This is a genomic window from Psychrobacter frigidicola, from assembly GCF_007997305.1.
Lineage (GTDB): Bacteria > Pseudomonadota > Gammaproteobacteria > Pseudomonadales > Moraxellaceae > Psychrobacter > Psychrobacter frigidicola.
Genome location: NZ_VORZ01000002.1, coordinates 463,474 through 484,252, shown reverse-complemented (window position 1 = coordinate 484,252; position 20,779 = coordinate 463,474). Strand labels below are relative to the sequence as shown.

The following is a 20,779-nucleotide window of genomic DNA, read 5'->3' as shown; positions in this document are numbered from 1 at the left end:
TGACCGACAGAACGAATAAACATTAATCACACTCAGTATTTGGAAAAAAGGTGTTTATCAAAATATTGTATTTGCTTAAACAACACTGCTTGTATGGAAAAGATGAAGTTTATACTGATGACTGCTAGAATAAGGCGTTTGCTATCTTAATAACATTCAGATATACAAGCTTATACACGTACATATATAAGACATAATCGACAAAATATTAGCATTAAGTTATTTGATTTAACCGCATGGTTCATTATTGCATAAGGGCTGTGTCCATCTATTCATTTAGATTTCAGCCTTATTATTAACGATAACTAAAGGAATGTCATACTAAAATGTCAAAAATCATTTATACAAAAACTGACGAAGCACCAGCGCTTGCGACCTTATCATTCTTGCCTATTGTTAAAGCGTTTACCCAAACCGCAGGCATCTCTGTTGAAACCACTGATATCTCCGTTGCCGCGCGCGTATTGGCTGAATTCCCTGATTATTTAACTGAAGAACAACGTGTTCCTGATAATTTAGCGGAGCTTGGTAGACTGACCCAAGACCCTAACACCAATATTATTAAACTGCCTAACGTTAGTGCCTCTATTCCCCAGCTAAAAGCATGTATCAAAGAGTTGCAGGATAAAGGCTACGCAATACCTGATTTTCCAGATGATGCAAAAACGGATGAAGAAAAAGCAATTCGTGTGCGTTATGGTAAAAGTTTAGGCAGCTCAGTAAACCCTGTACTGCGTGAAGGTAACTCAGATCGCCGTGCACCGAAAGCGGTTAAGAACTTTGCGCGTCAGCATCCGCATTCTATGGGCGAATGGAAACAATGGTCGCAGACGCACGTATCGCACATGCACAGTGGCGATTTTTATGCCGGTGAGCAATCACTTACGTTAGACAAAGCACGTACCGTACGTATGGAACGCTTAGCTGACGATGGTACTATCAAGGTCTTAAAACCAGAACTTGCGTTGCTGGACAAAGAAATCATCGACCTAATGTTTATGAGCAAACAAGCGCTGTGTGAATTTTATGAGCGTGAAATGGAAGACTGCCGAGAAGCGGGCATTTTATTTTCCTTGCACGTAAAAGCCACGATGATGAAGGTTTCTCACCCGATCGTGTTTGGACATGCGGTTAAAATTTACTACAAAGAAGCATTCGAGAAGCATGGCGCGTTGTTTGATGAGTTAGGTGTTAACGTCAATAACGGCATGGCAAGTTTGTATGAAAAAATTGCCGAGCTACCAGCCAGTAAGCGTGAAGAAATTGAACGTGACTTACATGCCTGTCAAGAAGATCGTCCACGTCTGGCCATGGTTGATTCTGCAAAAGGTATCACCAACTTCCATTCACCCAGTGACGTGATTGTCGATGCGTCAATGCCCGCTATGATTCGTGCAGGTGGTAAAATGTGGGGCGCTGATGGCAAAATGTATGACTGTAAAGCGGTCATGCCTGAGTCTACCTTTGCGCGTATCTATCAAGAAATGATTAACTTCTGTAAATGGCATGGCAATTTTGACCCAACCACGATGGGCACCGTACCTAACGTAGGCTTAATGGCGCAACAAGCCGAAGAATATGGCTCACATGATAAAACGTTTGAAGCCAGCTATGCAGGTATGGCTCGTATTGTTGACGTTGAAACTGGTGAAATATTGCTTGAGCAACGTGTGGAAAAAGGCGATATTTGGCGCATGTGTCAAGTCAAAGATGAGCCGATTCAAGATTGGGTGAAACTTGCTGTACGCCGTGCACGCGAATCAGATACGCCGGTCATTTTTTGGTTAGACTCTTATCGTCCACATGAGAATGAGCTGATCAAAAAAGTTAGAACCTACTTAAAAGACCATGATACCGAAGGTCTACACATCGAAATCATGTCACAAGTTCGTGCGATGCGTTATACCTTGGAGCGCGTTGCTCGCGGTCTGGATACTATCTCTGTTACGGGTAATATCCTAAGAGACTATCTGACCGACTTGTTCCCGATTCTAGAATTAGGAACGAGTGCGAAAATGCTGTCAGTCGTACCGCTAATGAAAGGTGGTGGTTTATTTGAAACGGGCGCGGGCGGTTCTGCACCAAAGCACGTTCAACAGCTTGTTGAAGAAAACCATTTACGTTGGGATTCGCTGGGTGAGTTTTTAGCCTTAGCAGTGTCTTTAGAGCATTTAGCCACGAACGACGACAATAGCAAAGCGCAGGTATTGGCGGATACGCTAGATAAAGCGACAGAAAAACTATTGTTAAATAACAAAGGCCCTTCACGTAAAACGGGCGAATTAGACAATCGTGGCAGTCACTTCTATCTTGCCATGTACTGGGCGCAAGAGCTGGCGGCACAAAGTGGCGATAGCGAGCTACAAGCACAGTTTGCACCACTTGCCGAAAAATTAACCAGCAATGAAGAGGCGATTGTTAAAGAATTGAATGACGTTCAAGGCAAGCCAGTAGATATCAATGGCTACTACTTTGCAGATGAGGCATTGGCTGAACAAGCGATGCGTCCAAGCACCTTATTTAATGATGCGATAGCATCGTTGTAGCAGCGCTGTCATTGTGCTTAATTAACTTAATATCTTTAAGCTAATACAAAAAAACATCTCAATGGTCTTAAACCGTTGAGGTGTTTTTTTGTCTTTGAAACTTTCATAATTTTGCATAGATAACCGCTATAATAATCACCGCTTACTATCTTGCCAATGTTTGATCATTTTAGTTGATTTATGTTTTAGGAATATCTATTTTATGTCGACTTCTAGCATCGTCTTATTTAATAAACCTTATGGGGTACAAAGCCAGTTTCGTGATGACAGTAATAATAATCATACGACGTTATCAGAGTATTTTACCGATAAATCATTACGCATTGCGGGACGGCTGGATGCGACCTCAGAAGGACTTTTAATTCTCACCAATGATGGAAAGGTCAATAAAGCCATTACCCAGCCGCCACGCGCCCATAACTTTAAAGATAATACGAAACAAGGCAAAACCTATTTGGTACAAGTGGAAGGCTTAATTACAGCGGCACAATTATCACAACTTGCGCGCGGTGTGATGTTAAAAGATGGTAAAACCTTGCCAGCAATGGTAAAAGCAGTTGAAGAAGCTGATTTACCCCTTACTTTATGGCAACGTGACCCGCCTATCCGTGAGCGCAAAAATATCCCGACTTCATGGCTGATGCTGACTATTTATGAAGGTAAAAACCGACAAGTACGGCGCATGACAGCGCATGTGGGACTGCCTTGCTTACGCTTGATACGATGGTCGGTGGCAGGGTTTGAGTTGGGTTCGCTTGGCGTTGGCGAGTTCTTGCGCATTCATTTAAATGCAGAACACTGTCAGCAGTTGGGGATTACTATTTAGTCTGATGCTCTTGAGCGTTATTTATTAAGCGCTCAGTATGTTGCACTGGCACTTCAAATACCGTTACGAAGTTTAAAACACAGGGTCTCGAATGAGTAAGGTTAATCTGCTAGTATTTAACACCTTACTAGATATCAATTATCAGATACCATTAATTATGAGACAGTAATCTGTCATTAATAGTCGTTTGTTTTTTCAGCCATCATTTAGCCCGCTTTTATTAAGGATATATCATGTCCATTTATCATCGTTCTGCTCTCATTGCTGCTAGTGTGGCCGCTGCCTTTGCGCTTAGCGCTTGTCAGCCTACCCCTGAGAATACTGAGGCCACGCCAACAGAAGAGGTCATGCCACCAGCTGAAGTGACTAAGTCCGACTCTGTTCCTGATATGGCAGATGATGAACAGATGACGGACATGCTTAAAGACTATACTAAGTCGATGACTAAAATGCATGATGAGATGATGGTTGGCATGGGATATAACGACCCAGATACGGCATTCGCTAAAAGTATGCTCGGACATCATCGCGGCGCAGTAGATATGGCAAAAATTGAGCTGAAATATGGTACAGATGTCGCCATGCTTCAACTGGCACAAGAGGTTATCAACGCGCAGCAGTTAGAGATTGATATTATGAATAAGTGGCTCGCCAGCCACCCTGACGCTGCCAATCCAAAGCCTGAGACTCCAGCGATGCAGCAAGCCTATGCCGATAGTATGGACGCAATGCATAGCAAAATGATGGCAGGCATTGCAGACCCTATACCGGATATGGCGTTTGCGCGTGGTATGTTGCCGCATCATGTTGGGGCAGTAGACATGGCAATGGTGCAGCTTAAATATGGTAAAGACAAAGAGATGCGTCAGCTGGCGCAAGACATCATCGATGCTCAGCAGCCTGAGATTGAGGTACTGCAAGATTGGACAGCAACGTACGGTACTAACGATGAGCTTCTTGAAGATGAAGCCGAAGAAATGGCGGAAGCCAGTTAACTCAACTCCTTTGCACAAGGATGATTACCACTACCTATAAGAGAGTGGTAACATACTCCAAACCATATAATTTTTAGAGGTCTAAATGTTAGTTAAATTAATAAGAGAAGGTTTAGGACGACTCATTGCTGGTATCAGTGTATTGACCCAAGGTAAGCCAATGGCGCGCACTGAAGAACAGCAAGCCGATGTGAATGTTGCTTGTGAAAATCTATCATTATATCAATTTCAGTCTTGTCCTTTTTGTGTGAAAGTGCGCCGTCAAATTCACAAGTTGAACTTACCCATTGAGCTTAGAGATGCAAAAAATAACGAGCAGTTTCGTAATGAACTTGCTGACGTCGGTGGGCGGATTAAAGCACCTTGTTTGCGTATTGAACAGGAAGGTAAATCTCAATGGATGTATGAATCAAATGATATTAACGCTTATTTACAGCAACGTTTTGGCTAATGTTGATAATAAGTAGAGGTCTTAATTGACTTAATTTATGTAGAGTCAATTAAGCAACTTCAACCTTGGTTTAGCCGTTGTCGTAGTCATTGAATTTGATAATATTGCTTACTATTAACAATAAGATTAGACAATAAAATTATTTTACGTTTATAAGTCTGACACTAGATAGCTCTTTAATCATTTAGATATTGATGAGAAAATATCTTTTATCAGCAAGAATAGCTGGTGTCAAAAGCAGCCTAACCCAACCATTTCTCGTCAGATTGAGTTAAACTTGTTTCTCATTAATCTCACCCACTAACAATAGATTTGAGATTCCTTATACCTTTAAGATCTAACAAAATTAGGTATTAGCCACTTCTCATATCCTGACTCACCAAGCTTTAAACTCACCTTATTTAAACTTGGATTTGCTGATAGCCCTGACAAGGTTTTATTTGCCACTTCGAACGTCATCAGCTCATCACGGCGAAAAGCATGACAGCTTACAGTACTTACTGCAGACTTAGCGACGGCTTGTAGCTGTTTTTTACTGGCTTTGATGCTGTCAATCGCTACGATAATATCTTTGGCTGATAAACCTGCCTCACAAGCGACACTGTCTCGTAAGACTTTGCCTACCTTTAAGCCATCAGGAGACTCTTGAACGACTATACCCCAAGATAACATATTGTCTTTTTTATCAGTTTCAACGCTTATACTATTTGCAGTTAGTAGCGCCTCAATCGGCAGCTCCTCCACCCCATTAACATAACGACTCTCGAAATCTTGCCAATCCACTTCGGGCATAAATTGACCAATCACTGCGCCCATATCCGCACTACTAATACCAATACGCTGACTGTCTTGCTGCTTGGCTTGAGTATAAAACGCCTTGACCACATCGAACAAACGATAGCGACCCGCACTTTTTTCCAATAAGGTTAAGTCTAAACACAACGCTACCAATGCGCCTTTATTGTAATAGCTAATCCCCGCGTTGCCGGTATTCTCATCACTACGATAAAGTTTAATCCACGCATCAAAACTGGATTCAGCCACACTTTGGTGCGCACGGCCGTGCGTTTGGTAGTAACGGCTGATTTGATCTGCCAATAACGTCAGATAACTGGCCTTGTCAATCACACTGGACGCTTGCAGCATAAAATCATCTATATACGAGGTAAAGCCTTCAAACACCCATAGTAATGGCGTGAATGCTTCTTTGCGCAAATCAACTTCCAGCATGACATCAGGGCGCACGGTTTTGACCCACCACGCATGAAAATACTCATGACTACATAGTCCTAAGAAACGCTGATAATCAGCACTCGGTAGCTCAGGCTCATGAGCTTTAGGCAAATCTTGACGTGGCGTAATAAGACTAGTCGAATTAATATGCTCAAGACCACCATAATCTTGCCCGCTAGCATAAGTCATAAAAGTATAATCACTAAACGGCGCATCGCCCAACCAGTTCAGATAAGTCTGACAAATCTGAGTCACATCTTGCTGCAACCGTCCCATATTGGCGCTGTGCTTGCCTGAGAGAAAAAAGCGATGAACGAGCGTCTGATGCGTATCATCTTGGATAATAAAATCAAATCTCTCTTGTACCGCAATCTCAAACGGGTGGTCGATCAATTGCTCATAGTTGTCTGCTTGTAGACCATAGCCATGTTGGCTATCGCCATATTCAACAACACTTTGCAAATGAGTAGCGTCAAGTCCACACGCTAAAATAACATCGCTTTCGTTTTTATCCGCTAAGAATGCGGCTGGTACCAGTAGACTCACTTGTACAGGCGACTGCTCTTGTCCTTCAACTGCCAAGGCTAATGAGGTAAAGTTACCGTACAAACGCTGCTGATCAACATAAGCGGTGCGCACCGATAAATCATAGCAATAGACTTCATACTGCACGTGTAGATTTTGCCCCGCCTCGACTTGTGGTAACTGCCACGTATGTTTACCTACCTTTTGTGCGCGGTAGGACTCAGCGTATTCGTTATTTTCATCTGCTATCTGATAATGCAGCGCCGTAATATGACGGGCAAATTCACGCATTAAATAACTACCAGGAATCCATGCTGGTAACCAAAGCTGCGGTGCATCCGTACCAGCTTTAAAAGTCAGTGTGACATCGACAAGATGCTCATGAAAACGCGCAAAATCTAATCGATAATTAATGTTAGTAGTCGTTGTTATATTATTTATTTGAGAGTCAGTCATAGTCAATTCTTATCGTTGTATTTATCATTATGGTAGAAGTCCTATAGCAAAAACGCAACTGGCAAACGGTGAACTACCTATAATTACCGTACAAACCTCTTAAAAAAAGATCTTTTTACAATAATTAATGTATTAATTAGCACAATTTATGGTTTTTACCTTGAAAGTTATAACAGCCATCTCAATTAAAGATGCTAACTGCTACCGTTACTTTAAAAAAACAGTTACCCTAATAAACTGATGATAATTGACTAATGATGTGGCTGTTTGGCTTGATGATTGGCTTTTTTAGGTTTATTACAATCGTAATTAAATTTTTATATCAATATACTTAGGATAATTTATGACTACTATCACAAAAGATACTGCCGTCAAATTCAATTACACGTTAAAAGACGATGAAGGTAATATACTTGACCAGTCTCCAGAAGGTCAGCCTCTTGCTTATTTACATGGCCACAGCAACATTATCCCAGGTCTTGAGCAGCAATTAGAAGGTAAATCTGCAGGCGAGACAATTACTGCAGTCGTTGAGCCTGCTGATGGCTACGGCGAATACCAAGAGCAAGCGGTACAACATGTGCCTCGTGATAACTTCCAAGGCGTTGAAGATATCCAGCCTGGGATGCAGTTTCAATCAGAGGCTGGTGGCCAAGTCATGCTAGTGACTGTTACTGATGTTAATGATGATGAAGTTATCGTTGATGCCAACCATCCGCTCGCTGGTAAGCGTTTGACTTTTGATGTTGAAATCCAAGAAGTACGCGCTGCTACAGAAGACGAATTAAGCCATGGCCATGTCCATGGCGCAGGCGGCGTTGACCATTAATCCAGTGGTATAAACTTCAAATAGGAGAGATAAACGTTAAGTTGATAAAATGAGACGTTTATCTCCAAAAAAGCCAGTAGCATTTATTGTCTACTGGCTTTTTTATCGCATAAATTTAGAAGAAAGTAATTGCTATCCTATTTGCATCTTTCACTCTAATTAATACACAAAACCCAGATACAACAAAACCGTGTAGCGACAAGCACTACACGGTTTTTATTACTCACTATCCTTGTTGATATAACAACCTACCTAATCCCGAGATTGGTTGTCACTAACAGGCATCCGACCTTATCATCCATGATAAGCAATTCATCCCTGAAACAACTTATAAGCTATTTATGAATACCAATCCCTAGTAGTTATAAATAGTATCGTTAAATTGTGCAGTGAGGCTATCATCGCAGATTCGCCTATCACTGGTAAGACGCTGTAGCGTCATTATGTGTAAGCATATGCTTACGCTCAGATTCTGCGCTTGATTATCTATAGCTTATCTTGGGGACTGACACTAACTTTCGGGTCAGCGCTTAACATCAGGTAAGCCGCCTCATTAATATAGGCTTCATCCTCTGGCAACTGCGGGCGCTCAAGCGCTTTCATTTGGCTGCGCTCTTCAAACTTAGCATCCATTGCCGCCTGATACGTATTCCAGTTGGAATAGAGGCTTTCACCGCTGGCTTTTAGACGTTGGTTTTCAGCCTCTAAAGAACGCTTCTCAACCAGTTTCATCTTGGCACGACGACTGTTTATGTCTATATTGATTGGCGTTTTGCCATCTTCCATATCGCGAATCTTATTGAGTGCCGATAAATAAACGAATTGCGGATTTTGCTGCTGGCGAATTTTGGATTGCTGGTTTAGTGTCGCAAGCGTGTTAGCGCTGAACTTTCCTTCAGGCTTATAAGGCGAGGTGTTAATGGTATCCCAAGGCAACGCTTTTTTCTGTGCGCGTTCACCAAAGGTCGCGTCGTCGTAAATATTGACCAGCTCGACATCAGGAACCACGCCTTTATTTTGCGTACTGCCACCTGTGATACGATAGAATTTACGTTGAGTCAAGGTCGCTGAACCGAGTGCTAAGTTGTCCAGTTGAATTTGTGCTGATCCTTTACCAGTAGTGGTATTACCGACGACGAGTCCGCGACCATAATCTTGAATAGCAGCAGCAAAAATCTCACTAGCAGAAGCAGAAGCTAAGTTGGTCAATACGACCACCTTACCGTTATAGAGTTGCTGACCACCATCATCATCGCGATACACTTGCACATTGCCACGGTTATCACGGATTTGTACTAAAGGCCCACTTTTAATAAACAAACCTAGCATTTTGGCTACTTCATCTAGAGAGCCACCAGGGTTGTTGCGTAAATCAACCACTAAACCATCGATGTTTTCTTGATTCAGTTTCTTCAGCGCGTTCTCTGTGTCAATGCTGACACTACGATAGTCTTCCCCATTACGGCGCGCGCGATAGTTCAGATAAAAGCTGGGTATTTCAAGCACGCCAATGCGTTTTGGAGTGACATCAATATTGGGCCGCTGAATCTCAACCACGCGCTGAGTCACGCCTGATTCTTCTTGCACTATAATATCGCGCACGACAGTGACGGTTCGTGCACTGGCTTCAGGCGAGTTTGGTTGACGTAACTTAAGCGTAACTGGCGTACCGCGCTTACCGCGAATTAGACCGACAATCTCACGCGTTGACCAGCCAACCACATCAGTCATGGTTTTACCGTCTTTGGCAATACCAATAATTAAGTCATTCGGTTTAACTTGTCCGCCTTTTGCTGCAGGGCCACCTTCAACGAGTGTCGCAATACGCGTATAATCTGGGTTTTTACGGTCGGGACGGATAGAGACGCCAATACCTTCTAGCTGTAAGCTAGATTGAATCTGCAACTCATTCGCTTGCACAGGGGCATAATAATTGCTGTGCGGATCATAAGTGAGCATGGCAGTGTTTAATACAGTTTCCATGACCTCATCGTCATTGAAACGTTGCATCTGTTCTTGCTGACGTAATAAACGGTTGAGCAAAATCTCACTCGGTGTACGCTTATCATCACGTACCAAATCCTGTCCGCGGGTAATATCTGGATTGTCTAAAAATACTTTTTCTTTGGCCTTTTCATCTTCTTGACCTAAAGTAATGCTAATCAGCTGAAATTTTAGCTGACGCGTCCAATAGTCTTGCTGGGCTTTTTTGGTTTTAAAGTGTCCAAGTTTTTCGCGATCAAGGATAATGGTTTCTTTACCGGTCAAGTCGAGTTTGGTTTTGAGCAACTTTGTTGATAGGGCAAAATACTCTTTTGAGCGTTGACGATAGCGCTCAAAAATATCAACGCCAGCCGATAAATCACCACGTTTAAGTCGGTTACCAAATTCATTGCCGTATTTTTTATTAAATTCGTCAACGTCAGATTGTAAAAATAGTATGTGATTGGGATCCAGACTATCAATATACATTGTCAGGATTTCAGTACCCATTTTGCTATCAAGCGGTTGGTTTAAATAATGACTACGATCTAATAACGCTGCCACTTGACGAGTAGTCAGTTTTTGTTCAGGTGTTTGTACATAGCTACCGGTCTCAGTGTTGGCCACTGCCGTACCATAACTTTGAGTGAGAATAATTCCAGCGACGCCCACTGACGCCACGCTGAGTAACCACTGTGCGGGTTGTTTTTTCATGTATACACCTAATTGTTTTCAGTTGTGGTCTTAATTTATCATCTTAAATTAAAAGATATCTAAAAATGGTCAGTTACGGTCTGTCATTAATAAAACGATAACAATGATGCGATAACGTTGGGAAATAAATTCGAGGGTTATAATTATAGTAATATTTGTTTGAGCTTAGTGTAAACATTACGAAAATAAATGCACGCATGACTAATAATTTATCGTTAAAATTAAATAATAATATCATGACTATTTATAGCGCACTGTCTCAAACTGTATAAACAATCTTACACGCAAGCTCTACACATACCAAACTTTCTGTCATATTTATTATAAGTTAATCACTGTCTATCTCACTATTGGATAGACACCAAGTGAGACTAGCGTCTGAATAATTTGTCCGGTTGTGCTCACTCATCCATAACAGGCATAATAAGAGTACAAATACGGCTTATTTACTATCTCTTTCACAGTATATCTCACCCAATAATAATATATAACACTATAAGGACCGTGCCATGTATGGCGTCTTAATGATTGATATCGATAGCACTGCCCTGACGGCTGAAGATGTTAGTTTAATAAAACAAGCACAGGTGGGCGGCGTCATACTATTTGCGCGTAACGTGATACATGCAGATCAAGTACGCAAGCTATGCGACAGTATTCGCTATCATAATACGGATATTCTGATTGGCGTTGATCAAGAAGGGGGACGGGTAGCACGGCTGCGTGAAGGTTTTACGCCGCTGCCAGCAATGGGCAAGCTTGGGGAATTATTTGACCAAGATCCCATCTGCGCGCTAACTTGCGCCTATGATTGTGGCTACTTGATGGCGGCTGAGGTATTGGCGGTTGGGATAGATGTGAGCTTTGCGCCCGTCCTTGATACGGGTGGTATCAGCCAAGTTATTGGTGACCGCAGCTTTCATCAAGACCCACAAATTATTATCGCTTTAGCCACGCAGTTTATGCGCGGCATGAAAGCCGCTGGCATGGCGACTACTGGCAAGCATTTCCCCGGGCATGGCGCTATTGCACCAGACTCGCATGTGGCAGAAGCAATTGATGACCGCAGCTTAGATAAGATTATGGCACACGATATGCAGCCGTTTATACAGACATTACCATGGCTTGATGCGTTAATGCCTGCGCATGTTATTTTTTCGCAAGTGGATAATAAACCTGCCGGATTTTCCAAAATTTGGCTACAAGATATCTTAAGGAAACAGCTAGACTTTAAGGGAGTATTATTCTCTGATGATTTGTCTATGGCAGGCGCACAAGCAGCAGGTGACATTAGCGCACGCGTACAGGCGGCTATTGAAGCGGGCTGCGATATTGCACTCGTCTGTAATGACAGAATTGCAGCTCATGAAGCGGCAGAAGCCGCGCAAGATTTACCTTACCCCAATCAAAAACGCATTAAAACCATGCGCGGACAGATTCCAATGTGGCAAGGTGATCTTGAATCCACTTGCCAGCAGTTTGAGTATTGGCAGCAAGCCAAAGACAATGTAATGCAAACATTTTTTACTACAAAAACTGAGTCATCTTCAGAAAACGATAGTAGCCCGTTAACAGACCCAACGAATTACAAGTAATCACCCTCCGATTTAATTTGTATTTAGACATGAAAAAACCGCACCTTGTTAAAGATGCGGTTTTTATTAAATATGACTTATCTAATCAGAGATTACTCAAATATATACTACTATTGAGTATTCGCTTTTGGATCGAGCTTGGTACCACGGCTAGGATCATCTGAATCCGGTAGCAAATCATCGTTGTTGCTGTCTAAAGGATTCAAGTCAGGATCAAGCTTATTATTAGCGGCTGGAAGTGAGCTTTTAGGTGCAGGCGTAGGTACAGCTCTACGATCATCACTGTCTGGCATGATATCATCATTATCGCTATCTAATGGATTCATATCTGGGTCGAATGCTTTTCCGCCACTGAGTGTTGCAACGTTAGCACCTTCATTGTTCAATGCAGTCTCGTCATAGACGGTGAACTCAATACGACGGTTACGGAAGCGACCTTGCTCGGTTGAGTTGTCAGCGATAGGATCAGTCTCACCCATACCTTTGGTCATAAGTTTAGCTGGATCCGCGCCCTGCGACACCATATAGTCTTTCATAGACTGGGCACGTTCTTGTGATAACTTCATGTTATAAGCAGCATCAGCAGTTTTATCGGTATGACCGATAATCATCAGCTTCATATCTGGCACTTGTTCCATTAGTTTTACAGCACGATCAAGGAACGGTTTATTAGCATCAGGAATAATGGCTTTATCTACTTCAAAGTTAACCACTTGTAAGCTTAACGCACGAGCAACATCGCGTGGATTTGGGCTATCACCAAGTCCAATCATAGCGGCATCAGTAGCTGCTAAACTGCTATCAATCTCGCTTTGTAAATTTAAGGGACCTTCTGCTACCACGTTCATGTCTGGCGCAGCGGCTTGAATATCAGCCACCAGCTGTTCAAGTGTAGCGGCATCAGGAGCATTAACAACGATTTCATCGCCTTTAATGAACATACTGGCATTAGGAACGTTTTTGATAATAGGCAAAATAGCAGCAAGCTGAGTGGCCGCTGGCATGTCCATTGCAAAGTTGTCATCAACGTCTGCTTTACACTTGTTAGAATCATCACCAAACTCTGTGTTCATAGCATTCATGACGGTAGTTTTTAGAGTCTCATCACCAACATTCATGCGGCAAGCATATAGAGTGTTGGCTTGCTCACCCGTGGCAATACGTAGTGAGGCCGGCTCAACAGCAGAGGCCACCGCTGTTTGATTGTCGCTATCGACGCCTTGTTCTTGCGTAACGGCTGGTGTGGCGACAGGTTCAGGATTGTCTTGGCAACCTCTGAGCAATGCCCAAGCCAGAGCTCCTAGAATAATCAGACCAATAATAGGGAGCAGCGCTTTCATAAAGCTGCCTTTTTCTTCTTCTTCTCGCTGTAGCGGTGCCATGCTTGTAGTATCAGAGATACGCTCACCAGCAGGCGCTGCTGCTAACATACCAGCTGGCACAACAACACTCGCCCACGCTGGGATATGATGCTGATAATTTGCTTGATTATCAGTTAAAAACTGCGGTACAGGTGTAGTGCCTGCTAAACTCTTAATCTCATGATAAGCCAAAGGTGCCGCCATCGCTACCAATCCGCGTGCTGCGGTTGAATCGACGTTATGGGCAGCGGCAAGCTCACGTGAAATCGTATCGCGTTGGCTACCGTCAGTCCAGACACGGTCATAAAAGCCTTGGTCATCTTGAGCAATATTTTCATTCGCAAAACGGCTGTGCGTATCTTTATCTGCTAGACGTGCTGCAAAAATAGCATAGAACTGCTCAAGTAAATTTTTCTTGGCAGGGCTACTGTCATCCCCAAGTACTGCTGGGCTAACCGTGCGGGTTAAATGACTAATAATATCCATAATGTATTTCCTCGAGTAGTAATGGTTTAGTTTCTATCTTTTTTATCATTGAATAAAACGTGAAATTTATTTCTGCTATAGCATTAAAACAGAAGCGTTATTATTATTTTATAAGCAAGTTAGATAAAGTTGTTATGTTTAGCAACTATTATTAACTATCTAGTGCAAAAAATGATGTCAACAAGTTATTCTAATTCTACATATTTATTTAACTCATCCATTATAAAAGTAATAATATGGTCATCACAACAAACTAGCTGTTGTGTAAATGATACGAGAGGTAATGTTTCAGTTGCAATACGTAACTGTAGCCACCGTATGCTACGAATGAATAACATAACCATTAAATATACTGAATAAATTATTATGAATAAAAAAGCCGCATTAAGCGGCTTTGTTTTTTATAGGGATAGGAAGTGGTCTTGGTCGGTGTGTTTACTAGTTGAGCGGACTGCCGCCTTGGGCAGGTTCTGACATAATGGTGGTATTCGCTAAGTCTTCCACATCTGAAGGCATTCGACCCAAAGATTGAGCAGGCTGGTTATTTTGCGGTATATTATTACTATTATTAAGACTGCTTTGTGGTGGCGGCGGCGCAGGCACACTATCAGTATTGTTATTAATAGTGGCTGACGGGGCGTTCGGCTGATTGGTCATCATATTGTTATTAGTGGTAATTGGCATCCTACCGTTGTTTGGTGTAGCGCCATTATTATAATTACCAGCGTTATTAATACCATTATTATAGTTGCCATTATTATACGTATCGTCATAAGTGTTGGCAGGTGGCTGCGTATTAACCATAGGTATAGTGCTGCTAATAGTCATTGTTGGTAATAATGTACGTACATCAACAACTAGACGTTGTAATAACATCTCATCCGGTGCCTCTAAGCTCATACTGTCATTTTGCAATTGTAAGCGCGAGAAGGGAGCGGCTCTCATTAAGGTCAACACGTTCGGTAGGGTATCAATATTCATATTAGAAAGGGTAGTGGCGACCCCTTCTTGCACTGTCAACACACAGATGTTGGCCTGCTCACCAAAGCTCGAGTTCAACGCTTGTCTGAGCGCTGCCTGTAAACCTATATCACCAACGGTTGCCGAACAGGAATATAAGTTACCACTGTAGTCGACGCCAACAACCAATTGCGCAGGCGCCAATATTTGCGTTGGTGGTTCAACTTCTGGTGTGGGATCTGCAGGGGCAATGACGGCAGGCTCTACTACCGGCTCCACCTCGTCAGGTTTAATGACGAACGCCCACAACAGGATAATGGCGCCTAAGGCAGCGGCTAGCAATAATAAACGTATTAATAAGTCATTACGCTGGTTACGACGGCGTACCTCTCCCCGACCCTCAGGCGTGTAATGTTCTGAGGGATTGGCATGAATGGCATCAATAGCAATAGCGTCGGTGGGTTCAACAATGACGGGCATGCCATCAGCGGCAAGTGCTTGCTGGGCGGTGACGGCTGCATGAGGCACTTGACTGTTATCATAAATCAGCGCATCGGCTACCAGTGGCACTTTTTCTGCCACGACAGCAACGATGGGCGATACCACCGCTGTTGCCCAGACCGGTAGATACTGACGGACCGTTGCCTGCTGTAGCTGCAAAAATGCCGGTAAGAACTGTCCATTCGCCAAGTTCTTAAGTTCTTGATATGCTAAATGAGTGGCGTTTATCAGGAGTTGTTCTGTTGCACCCCCATCGATATGGTGCGTCGCTGCCAGCTCTTGAATTAATAGATGACGCTGACTGGGCTGTTGCCAAAGCGACTCAAACAAGGTGCTGCTAATCACTGACGGCTCTAAAGGATTTGGCTCGTTACGTTGTAGCTGCGTGTATACCTCTGGTAGCGCTAAACGGGTAACTAATATTGCATAAAACTGCTCAAGCAAGCTAACCTGCGCTACATTACTACTAAGTCCTAGCACCGCAGGGGTTACGGTTTGTTCTAGTTGATCAATAATATTCATATATACGGCCTTTACCGGCGTTAATTTTAAGGGTCAAAAAACTCCAAAGTAGCTAAGACAAGAATGCTTAGACTACTGTTCCTATAGGGAAAATAAAGCAATGGTCAAGTTAACTATGAAAGACGCTTAGGATATAGGAGGTCAATACATTAAGTTAGCGATTCATGGCGCTTGATTTGTATGAGTATGTAAATTGTGTTGACGCATGATTGTGATTTGACTTTAATGTATTTAAGATAACAGACCATATTTAAATATCTAGGGCATATTTGCGCTATTAATTGGTTATCAGTATCTGTGCTTATATTCATTATTATGTTAACTATTATTGTTTATTAACCAAAATTTAGCTATAGCCATTGGGTTTTTGATGTTTTTATTTATCAGCCTTGGCCTAAGGATTATGCTTTGCTTAACCATACGACGCTTATTATTATCATTACAGTTATTGTCAGTTTAATGGCATGGCAGAATAAGGCGGTGTTCAATCGGTTAATTTTTTATCCCCCAGCGGTGGCTAATGGTCAGTGGGACCGCTTCGTAACCCACGGCTTTATTCATGCCGACAGTATGCATTTGCTGTTTAATATGTTCACCTTATACTTTTTTGGACGCGCTATTGAAGGCTTATATCGGCAGTTTTTATGGGGTTATGGCTTTGTCGTCTTTTATGTATTGGCTATTATCATTGCTATGATTCCGAGCTACATTAAAAATAAAAACAGTGCCAGTTATTTGAGCCTTGGGGCATCAGGCGGTGTATCGGCAGTGCTATTTGCTTTTATTTTATTAGCGCCATGGGAAACTCTATATCTGTTTGCCATCATCCCTATTCCAGCGATACTTTTTGCGGTCGCTTATGTCATATATAGTATCTACGCCAATAAACGTGGCGGCTCCAATATCAACCATATGGCACACTTATGGGGTGGCGCGTTCGGAATTATCGCTACTATTGTCTTGCAACCGCAAGTCTTACCACATTTTATTAACGCGCTATTATCGCCCAGTTTTTAAAGCAAAATTTAAAGCGTGGGTCTTTAAAGGTTGTGCCTTTGAAAACTATGTCTTTGAAGATTATGTCTTTGAAGATTTATAGTCTTCAGGCATTTTTAAACTTGATAGCTACTTATAATTTTTGGTGACCTTCTATGATTATAGATATTATCGGTGATGTTCATGGTTACGCAGACAAATTAACCGGTCTGCTAAAACAGTTAGGCTATGTTCATAATGGTGAATACTTTGTCCCACCAAAAGGACATCGTGCGCTATTTATTGGCGATTTAATTGATCGTGGCGCTCAGCAATTAGCGACACTTGAAACAGTATTTGCAATGCTAGATGCTGACGTTGCTGATGCGGTTATGGGCAATCATGAATACAATGCGTTAGCCTTTGCCACCCTTGACCCAAAAGATAATTCCAGCCAGCCTGAGCGCTATTTACGCTCACATAACGAAGTACATGTGCGCCAACATGAGGCATTTTTGGCGGAAGTACCCTTTGGTTCAGAAGCGCATCAATATTGGCTACAGCGCTTTTATGAGATTCCATTATGGCTTGAAACTGATTATGGCTGTTTTGTGCATGCGTGCTGGGATGTGGATAGCATGGCAGTACTCAAGCCTTTATTAACGGCTGATAACTGTCTAACGCCTGAAGCGCTCGTTATGACTGCTCAGAAAAACTCTGCCCCTCATGAGGCGTTAGAGAGAGTTTTAAAAGGGGTAGAAACTGCCTTGCCTGAGGGTATGGTGATGGTTGATAAAGATGGTGCTGCGCGCACCCAAGTTCGAGTACGGTGGTGGCTGGACGATTTAAATACGAGACCGATTCATGAAATTGCTCGTGTAACCCGCTCAGGACTGGCACAAATTCCAAAGGATGCCATGGCTGAGAATATCGATTTTGCCCTAAAAACCCATAAGCCCGTGTTTGTCGGTCATTATTGGCTCACTGGTAATCCTGAACCCCTTAGCATTCAAGTGATTTGTACTGATTATTCAGCAGCTGTTGATAGTGGTTATTTAACGTGTTATCAGTTAGATACTGCCAAGCCGCTACCGCTTAATAAAGCCAACTTTATACAATACCGTCATGACTAAGCGCCCGTTGTTACAATATTGAGTAACTGTATTTTTAGGCACGATATTAATATAGGAATGAAACTGACCTTTACGGCAACTACAAATTTTTTGTATGATGGTCTTTTTAAGGATATTGCCTCATGAGCTCTGCACCTAATACTGTCTCTACTACTCCCTCGCCCGATCCTATTGTCTCGCCTCCTGGTAAGCCAAAAGTTGGTATTATCATGGGCTCGCAGTCTGATTGGGCTACTATGCATACCGCCGCCCAACTATTGGCAGATTTTAATATTGCTTTCGAATGTGAAGTGGTTTCTGCACATCGAACGCCAGATAGATTGTTTGACTATGCTAAATCCGCCAAAGATAATGGCTTACAAGTTATCATCGCAGGGGCTGGCGGCGCGGCGCATTTGCCGGGTATGTGTGCCAGCCAAACCCCACTGCCAGTATTGGGCGTACCCGTTAAATCCTCTATGCTGAGCGGTTGGGATAGCTTGTTGTCTATCGTGCAAATGCCCAAAGGCGTCGCTGTTGGTACTTTGGCTATTGGCTCAGCAGGTGCTTATAATGCTGCCCTACTCGCCATACAAATACTTGCCCTAAATAACAATCTAATTGCCGCTAAGCTGCAAAATATGCGCGAAGAGCAAACAGAAACCATTCTAGCCAGCCCAACGCCGGGTATTATTAATAGCTAATTATCTATTTTATTTAAACCTTTTTATCTTAATATTTTTTAGCAGATAGGTTTTACTATTTCACTACTTACTAAATGGAAGGTGCCTATCGTGCACCTTTTCCTATTTCAACAATACTATTTCAACGACATTATTTTAAACTTATTGCCATATAAAGAGCCTACCATGACCACACCCAACGCTTATCCTATGACCCAAACCATACGTACTATCGGTATCTTAGGCGGTGGTCAGCTCGGCATGATGCTCGCCGAAGCCGCTCTGCCACTAGGCTACCAATGTGTGTTTTTAGAAGACAATACCAGTTGTCCCGCCAGTCTTTATGGGCGCGTCTTTAGTAGCGAACAGCTAGAAGACTTTATTGCTGCCGCAGACGTATTTACTTTAGAGTTTGAAAATACGCCAACGACAACGGTTGAACAATTAGCAAAACTATCAGCTAATGGCAGCAAACAAGGGATGTTTCCACCGCCCATTGCTCTTGAGATTGCCCAAGACCGCTTAAAAGAAAAGCAGATGTTTAATGAGTTAGATATTGCCACAGTGCCTTTTATAGCGGTCAGTACCCAAGCCGAATTGCAGCAAGCTTGTGAAACTTTAGGTTTGCCTATCGTCCTTAAAACCAGTCGTGGTGGTTATGATGGCAAAGGTCAGTTTGTCATCAAACAAGACAGTGATATCAAACCGGCATGGCAAGCGCTAAAAGATGCGGTCAGTGGTAAAGGCAGTCTGACTCAAACGCCTGCGCCGTTAATTGCCGAAGGCTTTATTAATTTCAGCCGTGAAGTATCCATCATTGCAGCACGCGGTCAAGACGGTACAGTACGCTGCTATGACTTGGTCGAAAATTATCACCATAACGGTATTCTTGCCAAGACTCAAGCGCCAGCGGTTGGCACCAGCCATTTATTCCAGCAAGCGCAAGAAGCGATAACCACCGTGATGAATCGTCTCGATTATGTCGGCGTTCTGGCTCTAGAGCTGTTCGTGACTAAAGACGACCGTGGTAATGACTGTTTGCTGGCCAATGAGATTGCGCCACGCGTGCATAACTCAGGGCATTGGAGCATAGAAGGTGCGATTACCAGTCAATTTGAGAACCATATTCGTGCGGTAGTAGGACTGCCATTAGGCGATACGGACAACGTCCACCCCTCTATTATGATCAATGTATTGGGCCAATATCCGGATATCAGCGCGGTACTGGCTATCGACGGTATGCATTACCATAGCTATCATAAAGAAGAGCGCAATGACCGAAAAATTGCTCATATCACTCTTATGACTAACGATGTGGCTGATTTAGAACCTGCCTTAGCCAAGCTGGTTGCGGTGTTACCCAATAAAGTTGGTCTCGATAAAACCAGTACACCAAAAGATATAACCGATAATACTGAAACCCAAGAAACAGAGCTTAAGGCTGCACAGGAAACTTCATCTGCAACGCCTGCTACAAACAGCAATACCAAACAAGATAGCAATCATAAGGCCAAGAAATAATGCAAATTTGGGTTGATGCTGATGCCGTGCCATTGATTGCCAAAGACTTGATTATCAAGACTGCTGAGCGTACACAAACGGTGGCGATATTCGTCGCTAATCAGCCGATTAAGCTGCGTAAGTCGCCGTTATTGGTTATGACAGTAGTGCCGCAAGGCTTTGATAAAGCCGATGATTATATCGTTGAGCATATTCAAGCGGGCGATTTGGCCATCACCAGCGACATTCCACTAGCTAATGATATTCTAGATAAAGGCGGTAAAGTTCTGACTACGCGCGGAGTTATTTATGATAAAAATAACATCAAGCAAAAGCTTAATATGCGCGATTTTATGGATACCATGCGTGGCACTGGAGTATTAGAGCTACAGCAAATGAGCGGGCAGAAACCTTATGGCGACCGTGATAAAAAGGCCTTTGCTGATGGTCTCAACAGTCTGGTACGCTGACAGTTAGCTTTTGAAGCTTTGTTTTGCAAAGCTTATACAGTCTGCAACCAAACATC

General features: G+C 42.8%; 15 protein-coding genes. 11 read left to right on the top strand and 4 right to left on the bottom strand.

The features are described from left to right. The first annotated feature begins 326 nt into the window (after positions 1–326). From ES754_RS08630 to ES754_RS08615, 4 genes are all read left to right on the top strand, one after another. Entirely contained in the window at positions 327–2,546 is a 2,220-nt protein-coding gene (locus ES754_RS08630) for an NADP-dependent isocitrate dehydrogenase (protein WP_147223769.1), read from the top strand. A 202-nt stretch (positions 2,547–2,748) separates the two neighbouring features. After that, the gene (locus tag ES754_RS08625) at positions 2,749–3,372 is read left to right on the top strand and encodes a pseudouridine synthase (RefSeq protein WP_147223768.1); all 624 of its coding nucleotides are present in this window, start codon (positions 2,749–2,751) and stop codon (positions 3,370–3,372) included. 233 nt (positions 3,373–3,605) lie between these two features. After that, on the top strand, positions 3,606–4,367 hold the full coding sequence (gene copM / locus ES754_RS08620) for a CopM family metallochaperone (protein ID WP_201538810.1): 762 nt from the start codon (positions 3,606–3,608) through the stop codon (positions 4,365–4,367). Positions 4,368–4,452: 85 nt separating this feature from the next. After that, positions 4,453–4,818, top strand: coding sequence for a glutaredoxin domain-containing protein (locus ES754_RS08615; protein WP_147223767.1), 366 nt, complete (start codon positions 4,453–4,455; stop codon positions 4,816–4,818). A gap of 330 nt (positions 4,819–5,148) precedes the next feature. Here the strand turns inward: ES754_RS08615 and ES754_RS08610 are convergent, their stop codons facing one another. Beyond that, a complete protein-coding gene (locus tag ES754_RS08610; protein WP_147223766.1) occupies positions 5,149–7,032 on the bottom strand; it encodes a M61 family metallopeptidase in 1,884 nt (627 codons plus the stop codon). 343 nt (positions 7,033–7,375) lie between these two features. Here ES754_RS08610 and ES754_RS08605 point away from each other — a divergent pair, with 343 nt between their 5' ends. Then, positions 7,376–7,861 carry an FKBP-type peptidyl-prolyl cis-trans isomerase gene (locus tag ES754_RS08605; RefSeq protein ID WP_147223765.1) on the top strand — a complete coding sequence of 162 codons (486 nt, stop codon included), beginning with the start codon at positions 7,376–7,378 and terminating at the stop codon, positions 7,859–7,861. A 486-nt stretch (positions 7,862–8,347) separates the two neighbouring features. Here the strand turns inward: ES754_RS08605 and ES754_RS08600 are convergent, their stop codons facing one another. Next, positions 8,348–10,558 carry a carboxy terminal-processing peptidase gene (locus ES754_RS08600; protein ID WP_147223764.1) on the bottom strand — a complete coding sequence of 737 codons (2,211 nt, stop codon included), beginning with the start codon at positions 10,556–10,558 and terminating at the stop codon, positions 8,348–8,350. 509 nt (positions 10,559–11,067) lie between these two features. Between ES754_RS08600 and nagZ the strand changes: the two genes are divergently transcribed. Then, positions 11,068–12,153 (top strand): beta-N-acetylhexosaminidase, encoded by a 1,086-nt coding sequence (nagZ, locus tag ES754_RS08595; RefSeq protein ID WP_147223763.1) that lies wholly within the window; start codon positions 11,068–11,070, stop codon positions 12,151–12,153. A 110-nt stretch (positions 12,154–12,263) separates the two neighbouring features. Here the strand turns inward: nagZ and ES754_RS08590 are convergent, their stop codons facing one another. Next, positions 12,264–14,000 (bottom strand): OmpA family protein, encoded by a 1,737-nt coding sequence (locus ES754_RS08590; RefSeq protein WP_147223762.1) that lies wholly within the window; start codon positions 13,998–14,000, stop codon positions 12,264–12,266. Positions 14,001–14,438: 438 nt separating this feature from the next. Next, entirely contained in the window at positions 14,439–15,983 is a 1,545-nt protein-coding gene (locus ES754_RS08585; RefSeq protein WP_147223761.1) for a hypothetical protein, read from the bottom strand. 459 nt (positions 15,984–16,442) lie between these two features. Here ES754_RS08585 and ES754_RS08580 point away from each other — a divergent pair, with 459 nt between their 5' ends. From ES754_RS08580 to ES754_RS08560, 5 genes are all read left to right on the top strand, one after another. Continuing rightward, positions 16,443–17,000 (top strand): rhomboid family intramembrane serine protease, encoded by a 558-nt coding sequence (locus ES754_RS08580; RefSeq protein WP_227678033.1) that lies wholly within the window; start codon positions 16,443–16,445, stop codon positions 16,998–17,000. A 134-nt stretch (positions 17,001–17,134) separates the two neighbouring features. Then, positions 17,135–18,091, top strand: coding sequence for a metallophosphoesterase (locus ES754_RS08575; RefSeq protein WP_147223759.1), 957 nt, complete (start codon positions 17,135–17,137; stop codon positions 18,089–18,091). 122 nt (positions 18,092–18,213) lie between these two features. Then, positions 18,214–18,774: a 5-(carboxyamino)imidazole ribonucleotide mutase gene (gene purE / locus ES754_RS08570; RefSeq protein ID WP_147223758.1), complete on the top strand. Its 561-nt coding sequence runs from the start codon at positions 18,214–18,216 to the stop codon at positions 18,772–18,774. Positions 18,775–18,939: 165 nt separating this feature from the next. Next, positions 18,940–20,274, top strand: a complete 1,335-nt coding sequence (locus tag ES754_RS08565; protein WP_147223757.1) for a 5-(carboxyamino)imidazole ribonucleotide synthase — start codon at positions 18,940–18,942, stop codon at positions 20,272–20,274. Further along, entirely contained in the window at positions 20,274–20,723 is a 450-nt protein-coding gene (locus tag ES754_RS08560) for a YaiI/YqxD family protein (protein ID WP_147223756.1), read from the top strand. The genes ES754_RS08565 and ES754_RS08560 overlap by 1 nt, the downstream gene beginning before the upstream one ends. The last annotated feature ends 56 nt before the right edge of the window (positions 20,724–20,779 follow it).